This window comes from Acidimicrobiia bacterium, assembly GCA_036396535.1.
In the GTDB taxonomy this organism is placed as follows: Bacteria; Actinomycetota; Acidimicrobiia; order Spongiisociales; family UBA5794; genus DASWKR01.
The window spans coordinates 1-24,314 of record DASWKR010000083.1 but is presented as its reverse complement, the minus strand read 5'-3'; the positions used below and the strand labels follow the sequence as shown (position 1 = coordinate 24,314).

Genomic DNA, 24,314 nt, shown 5'->3' with positions numbered 1-24,314 from the left:
GGTCGGACACATGAACCACCGCAACCCGATCCTCGTGGCAGCCTTCGCCCTCGCCGTGCTCCCGGCGGCATGCGGACGGGTCGCAGCCGATACGACATCGCCGCCGTCGCCTCGGCAGCCGGTCACGACCACGGTCGCTACGGCGATCGAGCCGCTTCCCCACGAGACTCCGCCCTCCTCGAACGGGCAGGCAGCGGCGGCGGAGCCGGATCTGAGCCTCGTCCTCCCAGCGGTCGAGCCTGACGTGCCCCCCGCCGACCATGTGCGAGTGAGCATCGACACGACAATCGACGAAGGCGAATGGGCCTCCGCCGGTCTCTACCGTTTCCCGAGTCATTCCATCGAGGCACTCCACTACGGCTTCGACCGCGACCGCATGGTCGTGAGGGTCGATTTCGCAGAGGAGGTTCTCGGCGACGACGGCGCCGGATTCGACCTGTACATCGGGACGGCAGGCGCCGGATCCTTCGGCCTCACCCCGGCCGGCACGTTCCTCGGGTTCGAAGCCTCACACGTCGTCTCGTGGCGCGGCGTGCATCCGATCGTCATCGGAGACGCCGTCGAATACGAAGGGCTCGTGATCTACCAGGGCGGGGCGCACCCTGCCGGATTCGACGGAAGCCGCGTCGAGTTCGCCATCCCACTCGCCGACCTCGGAGGGGTGGATGCAGCTGCCGAGCTCCGCTTCCGCCTCGTCGACGTCACCGGAGGCCCCGAGCGCGTCGTGCTACCTGTCGCCGGCCCCGGACTGGCGCTGGTCCCGTTGGAAGACGCGCAGGGTGCGCGCCCCGACGGTGCGATCATCGCCGGATGAGCGCCGCCACCGGCCTACGTCCCTGGGTACTCGCAGCAAGACCGGCCACCCTCTGGGCAGGAATAGCACCGGTCATCGTCGCCGGCGGGCTTGCCCGTGGCAACGGCTTCCGATGGGACGCGCTCGCCGCATCGGCAGTCGTCGCCGTTGCCCTCCAGATCGGCGTCAACTTCGCCAACGACGTCGCAGACGCAGCCCGGGGGGCCGACACGGCGGATCGCGTGGGACCGGCCCGGGCGGTGGCGTCGGGACTCATCTCACCGGAGAGGATGCGACTCGGGATCGCCGTCATGTTCGGCACCGCCGCGGCTGCAGGGCTGTACATCTACACGCTGCGAGGCTGGCCGGTCATCGTCATCGGAGCGGCGTCGATGGTCGCCGCCCTCGGCTACACCGGCGGCCCGGTTCCGTACGGATACCGGGCGCTGGGTGAGCTGTTCGTCCTGGTCTTCTTCGGCTTCGTGGCGACGGTGGGCACGTACTACGCCCACACCGGCGCCGCTTCCTCGGGGTCCTGGTTCGCCGGAGCCGCCATGGGATTCCTGGCGGCTGCGATCCTCGTGGCGAACAACGTTCGGGACATGGCGACGGACGCCGCCGCCGGCAAGCGGACCCTGGCGGTCGTGCTCGGCCGATCGCGGAACGAGCAGCTGTTCGCGGCGTCACTGGCGGCAGCATTCGCGTCGGTGACGGCAGCGGTCCTGCTCGGTGACGCCCCGGCGGGGACGCTCCTCGCCCTGCTGGCGATCCCGCTCACCGTCCCGCTCGCCGCCACCCTGCGAGCGCGCCAGGGCAGGGCGCTCATCCCTGTCCTCGAGGGCACGGCGCGCCTCCAGCTCTTCGTCGCGGTCCTATACGCGACCGGAGCGATCGTCTTCGGCTGAGTCGGCCCGGCCGGCGCCGTCAATCGACAGAGGCACGCGTCTCCCTGAGCTTGAAGCGTTGGATCTTCCCGGTCGCCGTTCTCGGAAAGTCGTCGACGAACTCGACGACGTGCGGGTACTGGTACCGCTGCAAACCAGCCTTGCACCACTCCTGCAACTCGGGGACGAGGTCGTCCGCGGCAGGGGGCTCGGCGGGGATGAGGACCGCCTTGATCCGCGAGAGGTGGTCGATCTCGACGCCGACGACGGCGGCCTCGCGTACTGCCGGGTGCTCCATGAGGCGGTTCTCGATCTCGATCGGGCTCACCCAGAGGCCTCCGACCTTCATCATGTCGTCGACGCGGCCCTCGTAGGTGCAGAAACCGTCCTCGTCCATGTGGTACCGGTCGCCGGACGCGAACCATCCGTTTCGGATCTTGGCGGCGGTGCGTTGCGGCTGGTTCCAGTACGAGCTGAGGGCGCTCGGGCCCCGCACCCACATCTCGCCGGCTTCACCCGCCTGGCATGGCCTGCCGTCGGGGTCGCGGACCTCGATGTCGTACCCGGCGACCGCGGTACCCGATGTTCCGGTGCGAACCGCGCCCGCACGGTTCGAGCAATAGATGTGGAGCATCTCCGTCGAGCCGACGCCGTCGAGGATCTCGATCCCGGTTCTGTCGTGAAAACGCCTCCATATCTCGGGGGGCAGGGGCTCGGCGGCAGATACGCCGAGCCTCACGGATCCCCAATCGACGTCTCCGAAGCCGGGGTCGGCCAGCAGCGCGTTGTAGAGCGCAGGAACGGTGAAGAAGAGCGTCGGGCGCTGCGACGCCACTCTCTCCAGGATCCGGTCGGAGGTCGGCCTGCCCGTCAAATAGACGGCAGTTGCCCCGCTCCACAGCGGGAACGACAGGTTGTTGCCCAGGCCGTACGCATGGAACATCTTCGTCGTCGAGAACGTGACGTCGTCCGGACCGATGCCGAGGACCGGCTCGGCGTACAGCTTGCAGGTGGCAGCGATGTCCCCGTGCGTGTGGACCACGCCCTTCGGGTTGCCGGTGGATCCGGAGCTGTACAACCAGAACGCCTGGTCGGAGTCCTCGGAATCTGCCGGATCGAGCTCGGAGTCGCCCGAGGCTATCCAGTCGTCGACGGACCAGTCGCCCGGGCCGTTGGCGACGGCAAGTCGCACGCCCGGGCGCCCGGCCAGCTGCGGTGTGACCTTCTCGAGGAAGGCGCCGTCGACGACGGCGAGCTTGGCGGCCGAGTCGTCGAGGAAATAGCCGAAGTCGTCCGGTCTGGCGAGGAAGTTCACCGGCACCGGGACGGCCCCGATCCGCATGGCGCCCAAGAACACCGATGGGAAGGCGGGAGTGTCGTCGAGAACGAGCAGGATGCGGTCTCCACGACCGATTCCGGCGCTCGCCAGGCGGCGTCCGACGCGACAGACGGCCGCATGGAGGCGCTCGGCCGTCCAGGCTTCGTCTTCGGCCGTCACGAGGACGGTCCGGTCGGCCCAGCCGGCGTCGAGCCATCCATCGATCAGCGTGCTCGTGTTCGATCCCGTCTGCATCGGTGCTCGATGGTACCGGGTGGCCTCGTATGATCGCCGCCGTGGCGCAGGACATGCCAGGCGAGAACGTCACCGTCGACGGCAGGTCGCTCGAGGTTCGGCGGCTCGGGGCCGGATGGGCCGGCGCCACACCGCTCGTGTTCCTCCATGAGGGTCTGGGGAGCGTCGAGCTGTGGCGCGAATTCCCGGGCATGCTGTCGGACGCCACCCGGCGGCCCGCCATCGTCTACAGCCGCGCCGGGTACGGCTGGTCGGATCCCGTCGAAGCGCCGCGCCCGCTCGACTTCATGGATCACGAGGCGCTCGTCGTCCTGCCAAAGCTGCTGGCCCGCTTCGGCATCGTCGCCCCGTGGCTCGTCGGTCACTCCGACGGCGCCTCGATCGGTCTGATCCACGCCGGTTCGGGTCACCCGGTGTCCGGCCTCGTGCTCATCGCCCCGCACGTGCTCGTCGAGGACGTCACGATCGCCGGTATCGAGGAGGCGTCGCGGCGTTTCGAGGAGGGCGCGCTGGCCGAGCGGATGCTCCGTTACCACCGAGATCCCGTTGCCACCTTCACCTCGTGGCGGGACGTGTGGCTCAGCCCCGGGTTCCGCGCCTGGAACATCGAAGGGCACCTATCCGCCATCCGCGGCCCCGTCCTCGCCGTGCAGGGCGCAGACGACGAGTTCGGGACGGCTTTGCAGATCAGGGCGATCGAGCGCGGGATCGCCGGCGACGTCGATACCCTGATCCTCCCCGGTTGCGGCCACTCGCCGCACCTGGCCCAGCCGGCCGCCGTCGTGGGTGCGGTCGCCGAGTTCGTCATGAGGAGGAGAGCGTGAAGCCGTCGACCACGATCCGGCGCCGTGTCGAGTGGATGGACACCGACGCAGCAGGCATCTGGCACTACTCGACGGTGATCAGGCTCGCGGAGGCCGCCGAGGCAGATCTCCACGGGCGCCTCGGGATCAAGCAAGTCACCTTCGGGGCAACGCCTCGTGCCCACATCGAGTTCGACTTCGAGAGCCCGCTCGAGTTCGACGACGAGGTGGACGTCACCCTCAGCGTGGCCGCGCTCGGGACGAGCTCCATCACATACGACGTCGCCGTCGCCGGGCCGGCGGGACCTGTCGCCACGGGTCGCATCGTCACCGTGTTCATCGACGGCGAGACGAAGCGCCCGGCACCCTTGCCGGATGACGTCAGGCGCGCTCTCGAGGGGACCTGACGCTCAGGCGGCCCGGAGCAGCACGAGCACCGCCCGCCGGCATTCGTCGCGATAGGCGTCATGGTTCGTGGCCCACTCGACGGATTGGAGCCACTGCAGGAACATGCCCTCGATCACCGCCCGCATCTGGGTCGCCGCTGCGGCAACGTCGTCCACGGAGAACACCCCGGCGGCTGCCCCTGCCTCGATGACCTCGCGGTAATGGCCGTTGATCGTCTCGCGGGCAGTGGCGCCGAGCCACTCGAAGTTCGCCAGGCGCGTCTGGTGCTCGACGCCGTCCAAGTAGAACCGGAAGAAGTCGCGGTTCTGCTCGGGCCCCACCCAGACGGCGTCGAGGAGGCGCGAGATGGCGTCGCGGCCGTCGGTCGCTCCCTCCATCGAGGCGCGGATGCGCGATGCGGTGGCCGCCAGGACCCACTGCAACGCCGCCAAGACCAGGTTGTCCTTCGTCCCGAAGTGGTAGAGCAGCAACGCCTTCGAGACCCCGGCCTCCCTGGCGACCATGTTCAGGGAAGCCCGATGGACGCCGCTCCTGGCCATCACCCGGTAGGCGGCTCGTGTGATCTCCGCCCTCCGGCCGCCCGGGTGCCGTTGGACCGGCGCCTCGTGGATCACGGCAGCTTCACGTAGAGGTAGTCGATGGGCTTGTTCTGGATGCCGCGCGAGGGCGGGGCGATCCAGCGTGCGAACTCGCCCGGTTCGAATCGGGGATGCATCAGGCTCTCGATGAAGGTCTTGTCCTCCGTGCTGGGCAGCCAATCATGCTTCCTCGCCGCCAGCTCCTCTTCTTCGATCACCCGGCCGTCCGGGGTGGCGGCGACGTCCGCCAGCTCGCCGATCGCCCTGTTGAAGGCAACGTGCGGCAGCGTGATCTCGAAGTCGATGCCGCGCCCGGCGATCTCCCTGTTCCATCTGGTGACGCCCCCTTGGCAGTCGTCGATGAAGTCGTCGCGCAGTCTGGCGTTCAACCCGTTGAGGGCAGGGACGTCCACGTTGCGCAGTTCCCCGTCGACGAGCCTCATCACCGGATACGTGGCGCCGCGCAGCTGGTGGTCGTCGTCGAGCCTGTCCTCGTGGTACCGGCCCTTGATCCCTGCGTTGAAGAAGTTGGCGGCATTGGTCGACTCCTCGGAGCCGAACAGGTCGAGGGTGAGCGAGAAGTGCAGGTTCGTCTTTCGCTGGATGGTCGGCAGGTCGATCACCCCGAGGCTGCGGACTGCCTCGATGTCGTACGGGTCGTCGATGCCGGCGTCGGCCATCGCCTGTGCCGTCGCTTCCACGATCCTCTTCACGCCGGTGTAGCCGACGAACATGTGGTGAGCCTCTTCGGCGAGCATGAAACGGCAGGTTCGGGAGAGCGGGTCGAAGCCGGACTGGGCGAGCGCCTCGAGCTGCATCTTCCCGTCGCGGTCCGTGAAGAACGTGAACATGAAGAACGAGAGCCAGTCCGGGGTCTCCTCGTTGAATGCCCCGAGCATCCTCGGCTTCTCGGCGCTGCCGGACTGCCTGGCGAGGAGCTCGTGCGCTTCCTCACGCCCGTCCCTGCCGAAGTACTTCTGGAGGAGATACACCATCGCCCACAGGTGCCTGCCCTCCTCGACGTTCACCTGGAACAGGTTTCGCATGTCGTAGAGCGAGGGGGCGGTCGCCCCGAGATGGCGCTGCTGCTCGACCGAGGCAGGCTCGGTGTCGCCCTGGATGACGATGAGCCTGCGCAGCATCGCCCTGTACTCGCCGGGGACCTCCTGCCACGCCGGCTCGCCGACGTGCTCGCCGCAAGGGATCACCCGGCCGTCGACGGGCGGGGCGAGGAGGATTCCCCATCGATAGTCGGGCATCTTCACGTACGAGAACTTCGCCCAACCGTCGTTCTCGACGCTCACGGCGGTCCGCAGGAACACGTCGGCCGCCTGGAAGCCCTCGGGGCCCATCGACATCCACCAGTCAAGGTAGCCGGGGTGCCACTGCTCGAGGGCGCGCAGCAGCTTGGGGTCGTGGGCCAGACCGACGTTGTTCGGGATCCGCGTGTCGTAGTCGACCGCATGAGACGTCATCTCAAACCCTCCTCTTGTCGAAGTCCGGCCGGATCCCGGTCCCGTAGCGTCGCAGCGCTCCGCTTTCGCCTGAGGCATTGGGACGCTGGAAGACCCAGTTCTGCCACGCCGTCAGCCGGCCGAAGATCTTCGTCTCCAGGGTCTCGGGACCGGGAAACCGCAGGTTGGCCTCCATACCGGTGAGCCCGTCCGGCGAGAAACTGGCTCTCTCCTCGATGATCACCCGAAGCTCGTCTTCCCAGTCGAGCTCATCCATGGCGTCGGTGACGAGCCCCAGGTCCGCCGCGACGGCGGCGGCGAGGCGCTTGCCGACGGCGCTCGCTGCCGCCTCGAGCCCGGCGGGATCACCCCAGAACCGTGCCTCGAGACGAGACAGGCCGTTCGACATCGGGAGCAAGCCGGCGTTCGATTCGGTGAGCATCAACCCGGCCTCCTCCGTCCCGCCGGCGCGGGGACCATCGAGCATGTAGGCGCGGTCGGCCAGGAGCACCAGCTCGGCGACGACGCCCGCGAAACAGCTCCCCGGCTCGACGAGGGTGATGATGGAGCGCGACGTCAGATCGAGGCGTTTCAAGGCCCTGCGCCACAACAACGTCACCTCGTTCACGAACCAGTCATCGCCGTGAAGTGTCATGAAGGCATCGTGAGCCGTGACCAAGTCGGCGTCGCCGTCCGTCCTCACGACGAGTGTCCCGATCTCGAGCTCGTTCACTCTCAGATGCAGCACGGCGTCGTCGAGCTCGCGGGCGGCCCGCAACGCCCACCAGTCGGCCCCGCGACGCGCCGCCTCCGCCGGGTCGGCTGGGGCGGCGTCGTCCGGGCCGTGGATCGTCACATCGGCGACGCGCCCGGCCCGATCGATCGCAACGTCGACGGCGCTGTAGCGCACGACGTCCCCCTCGAAGGTGCGGTCGAGGGGCTTCAGCTCCACGCCGGGGACGTCCCGCGGCCGACCGGATCGATCCGCCACCTGGCGCCCCCGCTCGGCGACGGTCTCGGCGAAACGCGAGCCGGGCACGAGCTCGTCGACGAGCCTCCACTGCAGCGCCCGGGAACCCTTCACGCCCTCCTCGACCGTGCAGAAGACGTCTGCCCTGTCACGGCGGACGTGACGCTTGTCGACGAGGCGCGTCAGCCCCCCGGTTCCCGGCAGGACCCCGAGCAGGGGTACCTCTGGGAGCGCCACGGAGGCGCTCCCGTCGTCGACGAGCATGATGTGATCCGTCGCCAGGGCGAGCTCGTAGCCCCCGCCCGCCGCGGTCCCGTTGATCGCCGCCAGATAGCGCTGGCCCGAGTGTTCGGACGCCTCCTCGATGGCGACGCGCGTCTCGTTCGTGAACTTGCAGAAGTTGACCTTGAGAGGGTGCGGAGCGCCGGCGAGCATCCCGATGTTGGCGCCGGCGCAGAAGACCCGGTCCTTCGTCGAGCCGATCACCACGGCCCCGACCTCCGGATGCTCGAACCGGAGTCGCTGCACTGCGTCCGCCAACTCGATGTCGACCCCCAGGTCGTACGAGTTGAGCTTGAGCTGGTAACCGTCGTCGAGCGCTCCATCCGGGTCGACATCCATGTCGAGGAACGCAACCGGACCATCGAAGTGGAGGCGCCAATGCCGGTACACGTCGGGGCGCGTCTGGAAGTCGATCATGTGGTCGACTCTATCCTGACCGTGCGGTCAGGGCAAGAGGGCTCCCTCAAGCGCCGTCGTCGACTCGCCATCCGAGGTCGTTCTCCACCCTGACGACGCCGTCGAGGCGTCGGGCGAGCTCCTCGAGGAGCCTCGCCTCGTTGCGGGTGCCGATCTGCCCGGAGAACGTGACGATCCCGTCGGCCACGGACACGTCGATGTCGTCGGGGTCGACGAAGAGGACGCGCCGCAGCAGATCCTCACGGATCTCGTCCTCGATGATCTCGTCGGGGCGGGTGAAGGCGGCGACGACGTCGAGTCTGGAGATGATCCCGACCATCCTGCCCTCGCCGTCGACGACCGGGAGCCGCTTCACGTCGTGGACCACCATGATGCGCGCCGCCTCCGCGAGCGAGGCGTCCGAGTCGATCGTCACGACCCCCCGGTTGGCCACCTGGCCGACGTTCTCGACGGGCGGGACGGTGTCGGCAGTGTCGCGGGCCACCTCGAGCCGCAGGAAATCGGCCTCCGTGATGATCCCGACGACACGACCTGCCTCGTCGACCACCGGCAAGCCGCTGACGCGGTGGCGGAACATGAGCCGGGCCGCCTCGTTGATCGGCGTCCCGACACCCACCGTGATCACGTCTGTTGTCATCAGGTCGACGACGCGCATGGCCTCGGTCCTCTGGTGGAACTCACTCCGTTCTTGCGTCCCTCCATCGCTCAGTGCGATGGCGGGACGCCGGAACGGTCCGCATTCTTGCAGCTCAGCTCGTCACGACTCGGATGTCCTGCCGGGTGGGGATCCAGGTCGCCGTGGTGGCTGCGACGCGAACCCTGGCGTCGACGACGACCACGCCGTCGCCGGGGGCGAGGACCTTGACCGGGTTGAGGTCGATCTCGGCGAGCTCCGGGATGTCCTCGACCATGGCGGAGAGCCTCAGCAGGACGTCGACGACGGCGTCGACGTCGCCCGGCTCGATCCCGCGGTAGCCCTCGAGGAGCTGCGAGGCCTTCACCTCGCGGACCATCTCGATGGCGTCGACGTCCGTGAGCGGGCTGATCCGGAACGAGACGTCCTTGACGAGCTCGACGAAGACGCCGCCGAGCCCGAACACGATGAGCGGGCCGAAGTTCGGGTCCTCCGTCATCCCGACCAGCACCTCGTGACCGCCCGCCACGAACCTCTGGACGATCACCCCGTCCGAGTCCGGGACGGCGCTCGTCACCGTGGCGAATGCGGCGCGCACCGCCTGCTCGTCTCGCAGATCGAGAGCGACGCCTCCCACGTCGGACTTGTGCAGCGCCGAGGGGGCGACCACCTTGAGGACGACGGGCCCTCCGATGGACGCCGCGGCGCTCACCGCCTCCTCCTCGGATGAGGCCCTGGCCTCCTCGACCATCGGGATGCCGTACCGCTCCAGAAGCAGGCGGGTCTCGTCGGCGGAGAGCCATCCGCCCGTGTCTCCCGTCCTGACGAGGGCAGCTGCGACCAGCTCGGCGGCACCGCCACCGTCGACGTCCTCGAAGACGGGCACCGAGCCTTCGGTGCGCTGGCGCCACTCCGAGTACCGCACGGCAGAGGCGACCGCCTTGGCGGCCCGTTCCGGGAACGGGTAGACCGGGATGGATCCGCCCACCATCTCTCCGGGCGCCCCGGCCGAGCTCATGTAGACGCTGAGAAACGTCTTCCTCCCCCCACTCCCCTCGCCTGCCGCCGTGATGGCGCCCGCCGTCTCGGCGGCGCCGATCGATGAGGCCGGGATGAAGATGGCCACCACGACGTCGACCTCGTCCGATTCGAGGAGCACCGACAGGCAGCGCCGGTACTCGTCCGGGCCGGCGCTGGCGATCATGTCGACCGGATTGCGGATCGAAGCATCCGGCGACAGCACCTCGGCGAGGACCGCCTGCACCTCGGCGGAGAGCTCAGGGATCTCGAGCCCGAGCGCCTCGAGGGCGTCGACCGCCAGGATGGCGGGGCCCCCGGCGTTCGTGACGATCCCGATCCGCTTCCCTGCCGGGAGCGGCTGCTTGGCGAGCAGCGCAGTGACGTCGAACATCTCCTCGAGCGTCTGCGTGCGGATGACCCCGCTCTGGTGGAACAAGGCGTCGACGGCCGCGTCGAGGCTGGCGAGCGAGCCCGTGTGGCTTCCGGCGGCGCGGGCTCCTCCAGATGTCCGGCCGGACTTGACTGCGACGATCGGCTTCTTCCTACCGATCCGCCTGGCGATGCGGGCAAACCGGCGTGGGTTACCGAACGACTCGAGGTAGAGCAGGATCACGTCGGTCGACGGATCGCCCTCCCAGTAGAGCAGGAGGTCGTTGCCGGACACGTCCGCCTTGTTGCCGACAGACACGAATGTCGAGATCCCAATCCCGAGGCGCGAGGCATAGTCCAAGATCGCGATGCCGAGAGCCCCACTCTGGCTCGACATGGCGACGTTCCCGCGCGGCGGGTACACGGGACCGAACTGGCCGTCCATGTTGACGAGCGGGTCCGTGTTGAGGATCCCCATGCAGTTGGGGCCGATCATTCGCATCCCGGCCGATCTGACGACGGAGACGAGCTCTCGCTGAAGAGCCGGTCCATCGCCCGCCGTCTCGCCGAAGCCTGCCGAGATCACGACGATCCCCTTGACACCCTTCTCGGCGCACTGCTCGACCACGCCGACGACCTGGCGTGCCGGCACGACGATGAACGCCAGGTCGACGGGATCCGGCACGTCGAGCACCGTGGCGTATGCCTTCACCGAGCGGACGACCGGGGCGCCGGGATTCACCGGGAACACCGGGCCGGTGAAGTCGCCGTTGACGAGATTGGCGAAGAGGCGCGCCCCGATGGATCCGGGCGAACGGCTCGCCCCGATGACGGCGATCGAGTGCGGGTAGAACAGAGGATGCATCGACGAAGCGATCGAGCGGCGCTCGAAATCGTCCTCGGCTGCCTCCGTGGACGGCGAAGGCGCCGTCGGGAACTCGACGTTGTAGACGCCCTCCTCGAGCTCCCGGCTCAGCTCGAAACCGGAGTCGCGGAACACCCGGATCATGGCGTGGTTGTCTGCCAGCACGAAGGCCTTGAACGCCGTGATCCCCTGGGTGCGGGCATAGGCGGTGATCTGGCGCAGCAAGGCGGTCCCGATCCCCCTCCCCTGCGCCTCGTCGATGACCGCAAAGGCGACCTCTGCCGTCGATCGATCGTCCGTCAGAGCGTCGTACCGCCCGACGCCGAGGATCGACTGCCCTTCGACGACGACGAACGCCATGCGCAGCCCGTAGTCGATGGTCGTGAAGTACTCCAGCTCCTCCGGTGTCAGCTCCTGCTTCACCCTGAAGAAGCGTTGGTACACCGACCGGCGGGACAGCTTCGAGAACATGACGGCGAGCGCGGCGGCGTCGCCCGGCACGATCGGCCGCATGAACACCGTCGTGCCGTCCTTGAGTACCACCTCGAAGGACCAACCACTGGGCACTTGGCTCGCCGCTGTCATCTGGGCAGGGTATCCGCTCTCCCGGCCGCTCGGCTCCGGAGTGGCATTACCCTACGGCCCGTCCGGGAGCCGACGGAGGTGCTCGCAGCCGATGGTCGACTGGTACGCCTGGGTCGGGTTCATCGCATTCGTCGTCGCCTTGCTCCTCGTCGACCTGTTCGGCTTCCAACGCAAGGCGCACGAGATGGCCACGCGCGAGGCGGCCGTCTGGGCAACGATATGGATCGGGCTCGGCCTGGCGTTCACGTTCGTCGTCTGGGGGTGGCTCGGCGGGCAGGCCGCAGGCGAGTACCTCTCGGGATACCTCATCGAGAAGAGCCTGTCCGTGGACAACGTCTTCGTCTTCGCGCTGATCTTCGGGTTCTTCGCCGTGCCCGGGATGTACCGGCACCGCGTCCTGTTCTGGGGGATCTTCGGGGCCCTGGTGCTCCGGTTCGCCTTCATCCTCGCCGGGGTGAGCCTCCTCGACCGCTTCGAGTGGATGATCTTCGTGTTCGGGGCGTTCCTGCTGTACACGGCGTGGAAGATGTTCACGCACTCCGGCGTCGAGCTGCATCCCGACGACAACCCGGTGATCAGAGCGGTGCGCCGTTTCGTTCCCATGACGCCCGACTATGTCGGAGCCAAGCTGTTCGCCCGGGTCGACGGCCGGCTGCTGGCGACGCCGCTGTTCGCGGTGCTCGTGCTCATCGAGACGTCGGACGTCATCTTCGCGGTCGACTCGATCCCCGCAGTGCTCGCCGTCACCAGGGATCCGTTCATCGTGTTCTCGTCGAACGCCTTCGCCATCCTCGGACTGCGAGCGCTCTACTTCCTGCTCGCCGACGGCATGAACCGCTTCCGTCACCTCAACACGGGGCTCGCCGCCATCCTCGGATTCGTCGGCGCCAAGATGCTGCTCAGCGAGGTGTTCCACATCCCCGTATGGGTGTCGCTCGTCGTGATCGCAGCCATCCTCACTGTGGCGATCTTCGCATCGCTGCGCAGCGCACCGGAAGACCTCGAGGAAGAGGTCTCGCACGCCCCGTTCGCCGGGGCGTTCGCCGGGCTCAGGGCGCGCCGCAAGAAGGACGACGACCAGGCAGAGCGATGAGCGTCCCGCGAAATTTGCCGTTTGTTAACGGTTTCGGGGAAGTGCCCCTAACCAGCGTGGCGGGAAGCTGAGCACGCTCCCCCCCACCAGGGAGAGTGAAGGGGAAACACGCACGTCGCGATGGGTGGACGCCCCCTCATCTGCTTGCTCCATCCAACGTGAAGGAGAGACCCGCCTCCGGCGGGTCTCTCCGCGTTCGCGAACATGGCCCGACCGCCGTGGTCAACGAGTGCGGGTCGTCTGAACGGGCGGTGGGGCATGTGAGGGTCGCAGGGTGCGCCCGAAGGTCACTTCGACACGACCGCCGCCGCCCGGACGATTCCCGACGACGAGGTCCCCTCCGGTCCTCTGTGCGGCGCGCAGCGCGATGTCGAGCCCCAGCCCGGTCGAACCTCCCCCGCTCTTGCCGCGCGAGGTCGCCCCTTCGACTGCGAAGCCGTCACCCTTGTCCTCGACGACGAGCAAGGCGAGCCCGTTGGGCCCCGGCTTCGCCTCGACGCTGTAGCCGACACCCGGGCCCGTGTGGCTGAACACGTTCTCGATGAGGGTGTCGATGAGCGCCCCGAGCTCGTCGGCGTCGAGGGCGACACGGAGCTGCCCCCCCGTGGTGTGCACGGCCGCCGGCCTGCCCTGCTCGTCGGCGAGGATCTTCCAGAACGTCGCCCTGTGGCGCACGACCGATGCCAGGTCGGCGCCGGCCGGCTGCCGGGCCTCGGTCGGCCTCCTCGCCTCCTCGATCATCCTGTCGACTGCCCGCTCCATGGCGTCGATGTCCTCGAGCAATCCGGCAGCTTCCAGCGGATCTGTGAGCGTTTCGGCCTGGAGCCGCAGCGCCGTCAACGGGGTGCGCAGCCTGTGGGAGAGGTCGGCGACGGACTCCCTCTCAGCCGAGAGCAGGTCGCGAAGCCTGCCGGCCAGGTAGTTGAACGCCTCTCCCGTATCCGCCACCTCGGCTGGGCCGCTCGGCATGACGCGAACGCTCAGATCGCCCCCGCCCAGCGCCCTGGCGGCGTCGCTGAGGGCCGTCACCGGACGCACGACGGAGCGCGCCAGCCTGTCGGCGGCGAGCGCCGCCACCGTGATGAGGAACAGGCCGAGCCCGCCGAGCATGAGCCAGGCGACTGTGACGCCGCGTCGCAACTCGGCATCCGTCACAAACGTCCGCACGACCACCGTGTCGGCGGAGGCCAAGGTGTCGGCCGTCAGGACGGGGACGAGCACCTCGGCACCGCCCTCCGTCCTCGCCGTGAACGCCGCTCCCCGCAGCGCCTCGTCGAGGTTGGGGCTCCCCACGAACGGTGCACCGATGGACGTTCCGTCGGGGAAGATGATCGTCACCCCCTGCCTGGAGCGGAACGCCTCGATGACCGCCTGCGCCAGGTCGGGGGTCACCTCGGCACGCGACGCCGTGGTGATCGCCAGCGTCGTCGCGATCGACTGGGCATCGGTCTCGGCACGCTGCAAGGCCCTGGCCTCGGCCTGGTTCTTGACGAGCGTCGCCAGCGGGATGATGAATGCGAGGACGACGAGCGTGGTGACGGCGAGCGAGACCAGCGCCAGCCGGCCTCTCATGGCTCGGGGGCGACGAGCTTGACCCCAACCCCGAACACGGTCTGCAGGTAGCGGCTCTCGGCTGCGGTCTCGCCCAGCTTCTTGCGGAGCCAGGAGATGTGAACGTCGACCGTCTTCTCGCTGCCGCCGTATGGCTGGCGCCACACCTCGGCGAGGAGCTCACGCTTCGAGACGACCTCGCCGGTGCGCTCCGCCAGAAACCGGAGCAGGTCGAATTCCTTGGGCGACAGGTCGATCAGCTCGCCCTCGAGCTTGGCCTCCCGGGCAGCGGCGTCGATCGAGAGGCCGCCGACGACGATCGGACCGGGGCGGCCGTCCGCACCGACGCGGCGCAACACCGCCCTCACCCTCGCCTCGAGCTGCTCGACGGAGAAGGGCTTCACGAGGTAGTCGTCCGCTCCGGCGTCGAGGGTGCGGATCACGTCCCGGTCCTCGTTGCGCGCCGTCGCCACGATGATGGGGACGTCGCTCACGGCCCTGATCATCTTGAGCAGCTCTGCGCCGTCGAGGTCGGGGAGCCCCATGTCGAGGATCACCAAGTCGGGGCTGGACTTCACGACGGCTTGCAGCCCGTCCATCGCGTTGGCCGTCGTCTCGACGTCATGCCCCCGGTCGGCGAGCACTCTGGCGACGAGCTCGCGGATGCGGTGCTCGTCCTCGATGATGACGACAGTCGACATGGCGCCCAAGCCTATGGCTCTTCTCCGAGAATCTCAATAAGCTCTTAGCAACTCCTTATCCACTTGTTGGCAAACCCGAAAGATGGTGTTGCGCACAATGCTCCCAATGCGGCAGAGACTCCTTCTCGTCGCCGGCTGGGCTGCAGCTGCCGTGATAACCAGCCTGGTTTCATCGGGTGCAGTAGCCGTGGCGGGAGGACAGGTCTTGGACCAGCCCTCCCGACCGCTTTCGGCGGCCGAGGTCGCGGCGCTCCCTGTTGCAGTACCGGCGGGTGCGTCTCTGAACGAGAGCGAGCCCCTTGCCTCCGGCGGCTCAGTCCCGAGGGAGGCGCCTCCGCCGTCGGAGCAGGCCGCGACCAACGGGCCGGGAACTGGGGCAGATGGCCCAGCCGGCGACAGAGGAGCCTTCGAGATCGACGTGCTCGATCCGAGCAAGCCGAACCTCGGACGCCCGATCGAGGGCGTCGATGTCGCCTTGCCGCCCGACCCGCTCGACCCTTCTCCCGAAGCGACGAGCACCGTCCAGCACATGCGAGGCGGATCCGTCAAGGTGGAGGTGCGCGGCGACTCGCTGATCGTGCGGTGGGTCATCCCCCAGCCGGGCTACGTCACCGAGGTCGCCTCGACGCCCGGAAGGCTCGAGATCAGATTCAAGGGCCCCGTCCCTGGTCCGACATTCGTGGCCTGGATCGAGGAAGGCGTGCTCATGACGGAGCTCGTGGCGGCGGAAGCCGGCGTCACGCAAGGCTGACGAGCTCGAGCATCGACTCGTCGAAGTAGGCCGTCTCGCCCTCGGGCATGAGTATGACGCGGTCGGGAACCAATTCCTCGACGAACTCCGTGTCGTGACTCACGAGGATCATCGTCCCTGCGTACTGGACGAGCGCCTCGAGCAGGGCTGCTTTCGCCTGGGGGTCGAGGTTGTTGGTCGGCTCGTCGAGGAGCAGCAGGTTGTGCCTGCCGATGACGAGCTGGGCGAGCACCAGTTTCGTCTTCTCGCCGCCGCTCAGCGTGCCGGCGTCCTGGTCGACCTTGTCTGCCAGGAGGAAGTGCCCGAGCACCGACCGCAGCAGCTGATCGGGGGCGTTCGACACCTCTCTCATGTGGTCGAGGACGGTGGCCCCGCGGTGGATCAGCTCGTGCTCCTGGGCGTAGTAGCCGATGGACGCCCGCAGCCCCAGCTCGACCTCGCCCAGGTCAGGGGTATCGACGCCTGCGAGGATCCGCAGCAGCGTGGTCTTCCCCGCACCGTTGAGGCCCATGATGATCATGCGCTCGCCGCGGTCGATGTCGACGTCGACGTCGACAAAGACGACGTTGTGGCCGAACGCCTTGCCGAGGCCCGACGCCTTGATGGGCGTGCGACCCGTCGATTCGGGCTGGGGGAACCGAACGGCAACCGATCGCCGCTTCGCCCCGATCTCGGTGCGCTGACCCTTCAGCCTCTCGACCCTCGTCTCCCAGGACCGGGCGCGCTTCGCCATCGACTCCGTCGTTCCCTTGAAGCGGCGGATCCCCAGCTCGAGGCGGGCGATCTTCTCGTCCTGATGCTTCCGCTCACGCACCCGTTGCTCGTGACGCCTCTCCCGCTCCGAGAGGTAGTAGCTGTACGTGCCGCGGAACGGCTCGAGGACACCGCTCTCGACCGCCAGCACCGAGGTGATCGACTGGTCGAGGAGCGGGAGGTCGTGGCTGATGACGAGGAGCGCTCCGTCGTACTGGCCGAGGAAATCCATGAGCCACGCCTTGGCGTCGATGTCGAGGTGGTTCGTGGGCTCGTCGAGCAGCAGCACGTCGGTCTCGGCGAACAGGATCCTCGCCAGCTCGATGCGGCGCCTCTGACCGCCCGACATGGTGGCGGCGAGCTGGTCGAGCTCGTCGGACGCTATGCCGAGCGAATGGGCGAAGCGCTTGGCCTCAGCCTTGGCGACGTAGCCTCCTGCGGCGGTGAACTCGTCCTCGAGCCTCGAGAACCGGGCGATGAGGCGGTCTCGCTCGACACCGGCGGCAGCCTCCATCTCGCGCCGGGTCTTCTCGATCCTGCGCTCGAGGTCCCCTATCGAGCGGGCGGTGAGGATCCGTTCGAGGGCGGTCACCTCGGCATCGAGGAGCTGTTGGAGGGCCGCTTCTTGCGACAGATAGCCGATCCTCCCGGACCGGGCGATCGTGCCGGCGGCCGGGTCGCGCTCGCCGGCGAGGGTACGCATCAGGGTCGTCTTGCCCGCGCCGTTCGGGCCCACCAGACCGACTCTGTCGCCGTCGTGAAGGGAGAAGGAGGCTCCGGAGATGAGGGTTCGGACGCCCGCCTCGATCGTGACATCGCGAGCGATGATCATGCGAGGGACAGCGTATCAACCGTTGCTTGCACCGTGGTCGCGCCTCAGCGCCCCCCAGGCCTACCCGTTGCCGTGCTCGATGCCGCGGCGCTTCAGCCTGCGAAGCACCCCGACGATCGACCGCAAGGCATAGAGGGCATCCCGGCGGGAGACGAGCGCCGAGACCGGCTGGAGCACGACGTGCCGCAACCCGGCGTCGACGTAGCCGCCGAGCCTTGCGAGGACGTCGTCGGGGGTGCCCCACAGGATGCGGTCGGCGAGGGCGTCGACCGGGACCTTGGCAAGGGCCGCCTCCAGCTCGGCTCTCGGGTGGCGCTGCGGAACGAAGTCGACGAGCCCTCCGAATCCCTCGCCGAGAGGGTGCGGCACGCCGAGCTCTTCCCACAGGTGATGCGGGGCGAGGAGTGCCGTGAAGCGGACCGCCTTGTGGTCGAGTATCCGGCGCGCCCTCGCGTGGTCGGGCGCCAGCACCACATACGCCGACCAGGCAGGAACGATCGCCGACGGGTCGCGGCCGACGGCGGCCGCCGCCTCTCGGACGGCCCCGAGCTTGGCGGCATACTCGTCGGGGCGCATCGGCAGCGCTGGGTACCACCCGTCGCCGTACTCTCCCGTGAGCCTCAGCATCCGAGGACCGTGGGCTGCCACCCAGATCTGCGGGGTCCGCCCATCCGGAGCGTTCAGGTCCATGAGGGCGTCGTCGAACCGGAAGGCCTCACCCTCGAACTCGAACGGCCCCCGCGAATCGAAGCATCTGCGGATGATCTGGAGCGCTTCCTCCAGCCTGGCGACTGGTCGCTCGAAGTCGAGGCCGTACGGCTCGACGTTCTCGCGCTCGCCTGCTCCGATGCCGAGGATCGGGGCGCGGGCTGCGACGTGCGCCAGAGTCATGGAGGCCTGGGCGAGGAGCACGGGATGACGCCGCACCGACTCGGTGACGCCGACACCCACTTGGATGCGTCGCAACTTCGTCGCCAGGTGCCCGAGGAGGGTCTGGTAGTCGAAGTAGGCGTGGGGGCTCCCGGCCGGGTCAGCCAGCCAGGAGAAGTCCCGGTCCCACATCTCCTGGGGGAACCAGCCGAGGAAGTGGTCGACGGTCCACGCCACGTCGAAGCCGAGCCACTGTGCCGCCCGCCCGAATGCGTCGATGCGACGCACCGGGGGCTGCGATCCGACCGACAACCCGATCGTCACGTGTGAGGCGTCGACCATTGGCGGCGAGGGTAGGCGCCGAGTGCGAGGGCCGGGCCTCGTCATGGTTCAGCCGAGCTCGGCGTAGGCGCGGTGCAACGCCAGGCACATGACGTCGGCCGGATATGGGCCCTTCCCGACGTCGATCGAGTCGAGTGGCGTCCCCGATCCCCAGGCATCGACGGCCATGGCGGCGATCGCCTCGAGCTCTCCATGTTGGGTGCGAACGGCGGCCGGTCCCATCACATCTCCATGTCCCGGAACGATGACACCGGTTGATCGCTCGATGACCCGGTCGACGGTGCTCGGCCAGGCGATGGGATAGGCGTCGCCGAACGACGGAGGGGCCCCCTGCTCCAGCAGGTCACCCGCCCAGAGCAGCGGGTCGTCCGAGAGCGTGATCACGACGTCCCCCCCGGTGTGGCCGCGGCCGAGGTACGCCAGGTGGACGGTCCTCCCCCCGATGTCGATCGAGGCCGAGTCGTCGAAGACCTCGGTCGGTGGAGTGATCTCGACATCGTCGACGTCGCCGTGCTCCTCCGCCGGCATGTGCTCCTTGGCGGCCTCTCTGGCCCTCTCCCCGTTGGCGGCCAGCTCGTTGCGCGCCTCGACGTGGCCCCACAAGGCGGCGTTTCGGAACTCGGCGTTCCCGAGGGTGTGGTCCCAGTGCCAATGGGTGTTCACGACCCAACGCACCGGGAGGGCGGTGAGCGTTGCGATCTCGTCGAGCAGTTGGCGGGCCTGCCGGTGTGACGACCTGGTGTCGATGACGAGCACCCCGCCGTCGCCGAGGATCACACCGATGTTCTGGTCGAGGAACTCGTAACGCCTCGTGAACGCCCGGTCTCCGACTTCTGTGAACGTCACAGCGCCCAGCCGAAGCGGTCGCCCGCCTCCTCGGCGCCGCCTGCGCCGCCGGCTCCCTGGCGCAGCCGGACGTCACCGACCGGGGTGACGCCCGACCGCCTGCCCTTAAGGATGGTCACCTCGCCATGACCGCCGGTGACGGGCTGGGGGATGCCGATGGCGAGATCGTCCAACCCGTTCCCGTCGAGGTCGATGGCGTGGATCGCCGTGCCGAACCCGTCGCCCTCCGCCGCCGGCCCCGCAATCCCTCCGGTGTCCCGATCCCACACCGCCGACCTGTTCGTCCTGGGACCGCTGAGGCCGCCCGGCACCGTGGTGACCCTCCCGGCGCCTCCGGCGTTCGGCGCTCCGAGGGCAAGCTCGTCGATGACGTTGCCCTCGATGTTCCCAGCTGCGACCACGCGGCCGACATTGCCGGAACCGGCCGGGAGCCCGACGCCGGCCTTGAGACGCACATCGCGCTTCGACAACCCGTCCCGCCCGCCGAAGACGACGGAGACGTCCCGGCCGCCCGATCCGGGGGCGCCCGCCACCAGGTCGTCGAAGCCGTCCAGGTCGAGCGTCCCGGCGGCCACCGAGGTGCCGAACTCGGTTCCAGCCTTGAGCTTCCCTTTGATCCCGGCGCTGCCTCGATGCAGCCGCTCGTCCCTGGCGCCGAGACCGCCGCTCGTACCGAATACGAGGTGGACGGATCCTGCGTCCGCCCGGCCTGCTACGTCGTCACCGGGAACGCCGACCGCCAGGTCTGCCCGGCCGTCGCCGTCGAAGTCACCAGCCGCAAGTGCGGCTCCGAAGCGGCCGCCGTCGACGTTCCCCCCCTTGATGCCCGGCATGCCGCGATGGACGAGGCCGCCCGCCTCCAACCCGGACGAGGATCCATAGAGCACCTGGACGGCGCCGGCGTTCGACGCAGCGCCGATGTCCTCGGACGGGATCCCGATCGCCAGATCTGCGTACCCGTCGGCATTGAAGTCGCCCGAGGCGAGGGCGGCGCCGAAGCGGTCACCCGGCTCCGGGGCGCCGGGCACGCCGCCCGAGCCCTGCGACCACGACTGAGCCTCATCGGCGACGAGGCCGGACTGGCTTCCCGGCACGACGACCACCACCCCGGCGTTCTGGGCGCCGGCGCGATCCTCCTTCGGGACCCCGATGACGAGGTCCTGGAATCCGTCCCCGTCGAAGTCGCCGCAGGCGAGTGACTGCCCGAAACCGTCGCCCCTCTCCGGCTCCCCGGGGAGGCCTGCACCCTGCCGCAACGTCAGGTCGGCGGAGGCGTCGATGAGCCCGGCGGGTGTGCCCGGGAAGACCTGGACGACGCCGGCCCGCCTCGCCCCCGAGTGGCTCTCCCCCGGGACGCCGACGGGGAGGTCGGCGCGCCCGTCCCCGTCGAAGTCGCACTCGGGATCGCGGTCCGGAACGAACCTGTAGATCGTCCCACCGGCCGAGAGGTACATCTCACCGAAACCGTCGAGTCCGAACGACAGCGGGCTCCCCGGTGCGTCGAGGATGCTCCCCCACTCCTGATGATCGACGGCCCGGCCATCCCGCAACCGGAAGCTCGAGAGCCTCCCCGAGCACAAGTCTGCGTAGAAGTAGTGGCCGCGCAGCTGGGGCAGCAGGTTGCCGCGGTACACCTTGCCGCCGATGATCGAGCAGTTGCCACCTGCGTGGGAGAACTCGTGGATCGGGCCGGTCAGGCCGGCTGATCCGCAGTTCGTGGGCGGCTCGTAGCAGTGGTTGCCCTCCCGGACGTCCCATCCGAAGTTGATTCCCGAGGCGCCCGCCTCGACGTGATCGACCTCTTCCCATGCCGATTGGCCGACGTCCCCGATGAGCATGTCGCCTGTGGCGTCGTCGAAGGCGAACCGCCACGGGTTGCGCAGCCCGTACACCCAGATGCGGTCATCGCCGGGCTTGCCGACGAACGGGTTGCCCGGCGGGCCATCCCCGCTGTCGGGGTCGATCCGGATGATCGAACCGAGGATGTTGTTGGTGTTCTGGGCGTTCTCATCGGGGTCCCCTCCGCTGCCACCATCGCCGAACGCCGCGTAGACGTAGCCGTCAGGACCGACGGCTACCTGGCCACCGTTGTGGTTCGAATACGGCTGGTTCTGGGTGACGAGGATCTTCGCCGATGCCGGGTCGGCACGGTTCGGATCGTTGTCGGACACGGTGTAGCGCACGATGCGGGTGTCGCCCCCGCCCGCATCTGCGGTGTAGTCGACGTAGAACCTGCCGTTGCTCGCATAGTCGGGGTCGAAGGCGAGGCCGAGGAGGCCTTGCTCTCCTCCTCCCGAGTACACCGGGCCGGTGATGTCGAGGAACGGAGTCGTGAGGAGCTGGCCGTCCTCGAAGATACGGATCCGCCCTGCCCGCTCGACGAGGAACAGCCGGTCGTCGCCGGGGGGAGCCGTGATGTCGACGGCGCCGATGCCCGATACCACGGGTACCAGGTCGACGCCGTCGGTGGCGACTGCGCCGGCGGGGGCCGTGGGGACGGCCAGGAGCGAAGCAGCCAGGGCGAGGACGACGACGACGCGGCGGATGAGATCTCCCCTTCTCGTCCGGCGAGGATATCGCAGGCTGGGCGGCAACGGCATGGCGCCCGCGGTTCGTGCCGCTCGGGGATGCTCAGAACGTCGGCGCCGGTGCCGGCGGCGCGATGGCGGCCGTGAGGAGGGCGTCGAGGTCGAGTGTCTGGGCGAACTCGGCGAAGTCATCGGGGGGCAGCGGATGGCTGAGGAGGAAGCCCTGCACCTTGTGGCACCCGAGCTCGCCGAGGAGCATGAGCTGCTCGGCGCTCTCGACGCCTTCCGCCACGATGTCGAGCCGGAGGTTCTTGGCGAGCGAGATGATGCTCGACGAGAGGGCGACGGCATCCTCGTCGTTGAGGAGGTCACGCACGAAGGCCCTGTCGAGCTTCAGTGAATCGAGTGGCAGCCTGCGCAGATAGCTCAGCGACGAGTAGCCGGTGCCGAAGTCGTCGATCGAGACCCTGACCCCCATGGACCGCAGCCGTTCGAGGGTCCGCCGTGCCAGCTCGGTGTCGTGCACCACCGCCCCCTCGGTGAGCTCGATCTCGAGCTGCTTGGCCGGGACCTCGTGGCGTACCAGGGCATCGCTGACCGACTCGACGAGGTTGCCGCGCCTGATCTGTCGAGACGAGACGTTGACGGACACGCAGATCCCGGGCAGGCCGTTGTCGTTCCAATGGCGGATCTGCCGGCACGCCTCGTCGAGCACCCACTCGCCGAGCGGCAGGATCAGATCGGTGTCCTCTGCGATGGGGATGAACCGGCCGGGCATGATGAGCCCCCACTCGGGGTGACGCCAGCGACAGAGTGCCTCGACGCCGACGGTGCGGCCGGCGGCGGCGTCGATCTTCGGCTGATACCACAGCTCGAGCTCGCCGCCGACCTCGAGCGCCCGGCGCAACCCGTCGATCAGGTTGAGCCTCTCCGACGTCTGCTCTCGCAGCTCGGGCGTGAAGTACTGATACGTGTTGGCGCCTGCCGCCTTGGCGCTGTACATGGCGATGTCGGCGTCACGGAGCAGCGCCTCGGCGTTGTCGCCGTCGACCGGGTACAGCGAGATGCCGATGCTGGCGGTGATGTGGAGCTCGCGGGTGCCCACCCGGTACGGCACCTCGAGCGCCCTGAGGATCTTCGTCGCAACGTGGCCGGCATCCTCGACCCTCTGGGCGCCTTCGAGGATCACCGTGAACTCGTCACCGCCGATGCGGGCCACCGTGTCGCTCTCCCTCACGGACTCCGTGAGCCGCGCGGCAACTTGCTTGAGGAGCTCGTCCCCGACGACGTGCCCGTAGTGGTCGTTGACAGCCTTGAAGTTGTCGAGGTCGAGGAACATGAGCGAGACGAGCCCGCCGTCGCGCCTGGCTCGGGTGATCGCCGAGTGGAGCCGGTCGTTGAACAGGATCCGGTTGATGAGCCCGGTGAGCGGATCGTACTGGGCGAGGTAGTTGAGCCGCTTCCTGTCGCCCGCCCGCTCGCTCTGGTGGTCGCGGTCGCGCTGCGCCCAGGCCTCCTGCACCTTCTCGACGGCCGGCTTGAAGAGGAACAGCATCTCGAAGATGAGCAGGGCGATCGTGAGCCCGAGGAATGCGAGCTGGGTCCGCTTCAGCGAATGGACCCTGGCCTCCGCCTCGGTCTGATAGCGGAAGGCAACGGCGGCCATCGAGTCCTCGTACCGGTCGGTGAGGGACTCGAGGTCTGCGACCGCCACCGCTGACGGCGTTTCACCCGCCTTGGCGGCGTCGAGGATGACCTCGCTCGCCTCGGCCACGACCTCGAGGTCGGGCTCGGCGGCGGCGAGCAGCGCGTCGATCTCGCGGCTGTTGTCACCGGACAGGCTCAGGCTCGGGTCACCCCACCGAAGTCCGTCGTGGACCGCGTCGAGTCGCGCGATCGTCCGTTCGATGCTCCCGATCCGAGAGGCGGTCATCTCGCCGGCAGCCAGGTCGGCGGCGTCCTCGGAGAGACGCTGCGAGAGCTGGATCTGGTTGGCGGCCACGCCGACCACGGTGGCGTCGTCCTCTTGACGCGTCAGTGCCCGGAACACCAGCAGCGTCGAGATCACCGCGAAGACGGCGATGAGCGCCAGACCCACTACGTAGCGGCCTACGGGGCGATATGGCACGTCGGCGTCGTATGCCGCCGCGCGTCTACGGCTACGGAAGAGGGTCAAGGGGGATCACCCTCCGAACGGTTGAAATGACCACTCTCCGTGGTCTTCGGCACCGCAGAGGGCGATCTTGAGACAACCCGTGAGCAGGGAGTCCGGCCCGGCGTTCCCCCGCCCACGCCGACACGCGGCTGTAACGTTCCGGGCACGCCCGGATGGCGGAACTGGTAGACGCGGCGGACTTAAAATCCGCTGTCCCTTCGGGGGCGCGCAGGTTCGAATCCTGCTCCGGGCACCGG

At 68.6% G+C, this 24,314-nt stretch carries 19 protein-coding genes and 1 tRNA gene; 7 read left to right on the top strand and 13 right to left on the bottom strand.

Features of this window, described 5'->3' with window-relative positions; all coding sequences use genetic code 11:
* Window positions 1-10: 10 nt before the first annotated feature.
* Window positions 11-814 carry a hypothetical protein gene (locus VGC47_14370; protein HEX9856492.1) on the top strand — a complete coding sequence of 268 codons (804 nt, stop codon included), beginning with the start codon at window positions 11-13 and terminating at the stop codon, window positions 812-814.
* Complete coding sequence (locus VGC47_14365; protein HEX9856491.1) at window positions 811-1,698, top strand: 1,4-dihydroxy-2-naphthoate polyprenyltransferase; 888 nt, start codon at window positions 811-813, stop codon at window positions 1,696-1,698. Before VGC47_14370 ends, VGC47_14365 begins: the two co-directional genes overlap by 4 nt.
* Before the next feature lie 19 nt (window positions 1,699-1,717).
* Here VGC47_14365 and VGC47_14360 read toward each other — a convergent pair whose 3' ends face one another.
* Window positions 1,718-3,250, bottom strand: a complete 1,533-nt coding sequence (locus VGC47_14360) for a benzoate-CoA ligase family protein (GenBank protein ID HEX9856490.1) — start codon at window positions 3,248-3,250, stop codon at window positions 1,718-1,720.
* A 41-nt stretch (window positions 3,251-3,291) separates the two neighbouring features.
* Between VGC47_14360 and VGC47_14355 the strand changes: the two genes are divergently transcribed.
* Together VGC47_14355 and VGC47_14350 are read left to right on the top strand one after the other, a co-directional pair.
* A complete protein-coding gene (locus VGC47_14355; protein ID HEX9856489.1) occupies window positions 3,292-4,074 on the top strand; it encodes an alpha/beta hydrolase in 783 nt (260 codons plus the stop codon).
* Window positions 4,071-4,460: a thioesterase family protein gene (locus tag VGC47_14350; protein ID HEX9856488.1), complete on the top strand. Its 390-nt coding sequence runs from the start codon at window positions 4,071-4,073 to the stop codon at window positions 4,458-4,460. Before VGC47_14355 ends, VGC47_14350 begins: the two co-directional genes overlap by 4 nt.
* Window positions 4,461-4,463: 3 nt before the next feature.
* Here the strand turns inward: VGC47_14350 and VGC47_14345 are convergent, their stop codons facing one another.
* The 5 genes from VGC47_14345 to VGC47_14325 form a co-directional block, all read right to left on the bottom strand.
* Entirely contained in the window at window positions 4,464-5,075 is a 612-nt protein-coding gene (locus tag VGC47_14345) for a TetR/AcrR family transcriptional regulator (protein ID HEX9856487.1), read from the bottom strand.
* A complete protein-coding gene (gene boxB, locus VGC47_14340; protein HEX9856486.1) occupies window positions 5,072-6,514 on the bottom strand; it encodes a benzoyl-CoA 2,3-epoxidase subunit BoxB in 1,443 nt (480 codons plus the stop codon). The genes VGC47_14345 and boxB overlap by 4 nt, the downstream gene beginning before the upstream one ends.
* Before the next feature lies 1 nt (window position 6,515).
* Window positions 6,516-8,162 carry a 2,3-epoxybenzoyl-CoA dihydrolase gene (gene boxC / locus VGC47_14335; GenBank protein ID HEX9856485.1) on the bottom strand — a complete coding sequence of 549 codons (1,647 nt, stop codon included), beginning with the start codon at window positions 8,160-8,162 and terminating at the stop codon, window positions 6,516-6,518.
* Between the two features lie 46 nt (window positions 8,163-8,208).
* Window positions 8,209-8,817: a CBS domain-containing protein gene (locus tag VGC47_14330; GenBank protein HEX9856484.1), complete on the bottom strand. Its 609-nt coding sequence runs from the start codon at window positions 8,815-8,817 to the stop codon at window positions 8,209-8,211.
* 94 nt (window positions 8,818-8,911) lie between these two features.
* Complete coding sequence (locus VGC47_14325) at window positions 8,912-11,635, bottom strand: GNAT family N-acetyltransferase (protein ID HEX9856483.1); 2,724 nt, start codon at window positions 11,633-11,635, stop codon at window positions 8,912-8,914.
* A gap of 91 nt (window positions 11,636-11,726) precedes the next feature.
* Here VGC47_14325 and VGC47_14320 point away from each other — a divergent pair, with 91 nt between their 5' ends.
* Entirely contained in the window at window positions 11,727-12,728 is a 1,002-nt protein-coding gene (locus VGC47_14320; GenBank protein HEX9856482.1) for a TerC family protein, read from the top strand.
* A 222-nt stretch (window positions 12,729-12,950) separates the two neighbouring features.
* On the opposite strand, the gene VGC47_14315 is transcribed toward VGC47_14320, so the two are convergent.
* Both VGC47_14315 and VGC47_14310 read right to left on the bottom strand, forming a co-directional pair.
* Complete coding sequence (locus VGC47_14315) at window positions 12,951-14,300, bottom strand: HAMP domain-containing protein (protein ID HEX9856481.1); 1,350 nt, start codon at window positions 14,298-14,300, stop codon at window positions 12,951-12,953.
* Window positions 14,297-14,980 (bottom strand): response regulator transcription factor, encoded by a 684-nt coding sequence (locus tag VGC47_14310; protein HEX9856480.1) that lies wholly within the window; start codon window positions 14,978-14,980, stop codon window positions 14,297-14,299. Before VGC47_14310 ends, VGC47_14315 begins: the two co-directional genes overlap by 4 nt.
* 418 nt (window positions 14,981-15,398) lie before the next feature.
* Here VGC47_14310 and VGC47_14305 point away from each other — a divergent pair, with 418 nt between their 5' ends.
* The gene (locus VGC47_14305) at window positions 15,399-15,731 is read left to right on the top strand and encodes a hypothetical protein (protein ID HEX9856479.1); all 333 of its coding nucleotides are present in this window, start codon (window positions 15,399-15,401) and stop codon (window positions 15,729-15,731) included.
* Here VGC47_14305 and VGC47_14300 read toward each other — a convergent pair.
* The 5 genes from VGC47_14300 to VGC47_14280 are packed head-to-tail and all read right to left on the bottom strand — an operon-like array spanning window position 15,718 to window position 24,030.
* Window positions 15,718-17,316: an ABC-F family ATP-binding cassette domain-containing protein gene (locus VGC47_14300; GenBank protein HEX9856478.1), complete on the bottom strand. Its 1,599-nt coding sequence runs from the start codon at window positions 17,314-17,316 to the stop codon at window positions 15,718-15,720. The two genes, VGC47_14305 and VGC47_14300, sit on opposite strands and share 14 nt — an antisense overlap.
* 60 nt (window positions 17,317-17,376) lie before the next feature.
* Window positions 17,377-18,528, bottom strand: coding sequence for an LLM class flavin-dependent oxidoreductase (locus VGC47_14295; protein HEX9856477.1), 1,152 nt, complete (start codon window positions 18,526-18,528; stop codon window positions 17,377-17,379).
* Window positions 18,529-18,576: 48 nt separating this feature from the next.
* Window positions 18,577-19,374 (bottom strand): MBL fold metallo-hydrolase, encoded by a 798-nt coding sequence (locus VGC47_14290; protein HEX9856476.1) that lies wholly within the window; start codon window positions 19,372-19,374, stop codon window positions 18,577-18,579.
* Window positions 19,371-21,974 (bottom strand): PQQ-dependent sugar dehydrogenase, encoded by a 2,604-nt coding sequence (locus tag VGC47_14285; protein ID HEX9856475.1) that lies wholly within the window; start codon window positions 21,972-21,974, stop codon window positions 19,371-19,373. Before VGC47_14285 ends, VGC47_14290 begins: the two co-directional genes overlap by 4 nt.
* A 31-nt stretch (window positions 21,975-22,005) precedes the next feature.
* The gene (locus VGC47_14280) at window positions 22,006-24,030 is read right to left on the bottom strand and encodes an EAL domain-containing protein (GenBank protein HEX9856474.1); all 2,025 of its coding nucleotides are present in this window, start codon (window positions 24,028-24,030) and stop codon (window positions 22,006-22,008) included.
* A 194-nt stretch (window positions 24,031-24,224) separates the two neighbouring features.
* On the opposite strand from VGC47_14280, the gene VGC47_14275 reads away from it, so the two are divergent.
* Window positions 24,225-24,310 (top strand) — tRNA-Leu (locus VGC47_14275).
* Window positions 24,311-24,314 lie beyond the last annotated feature (4 nt).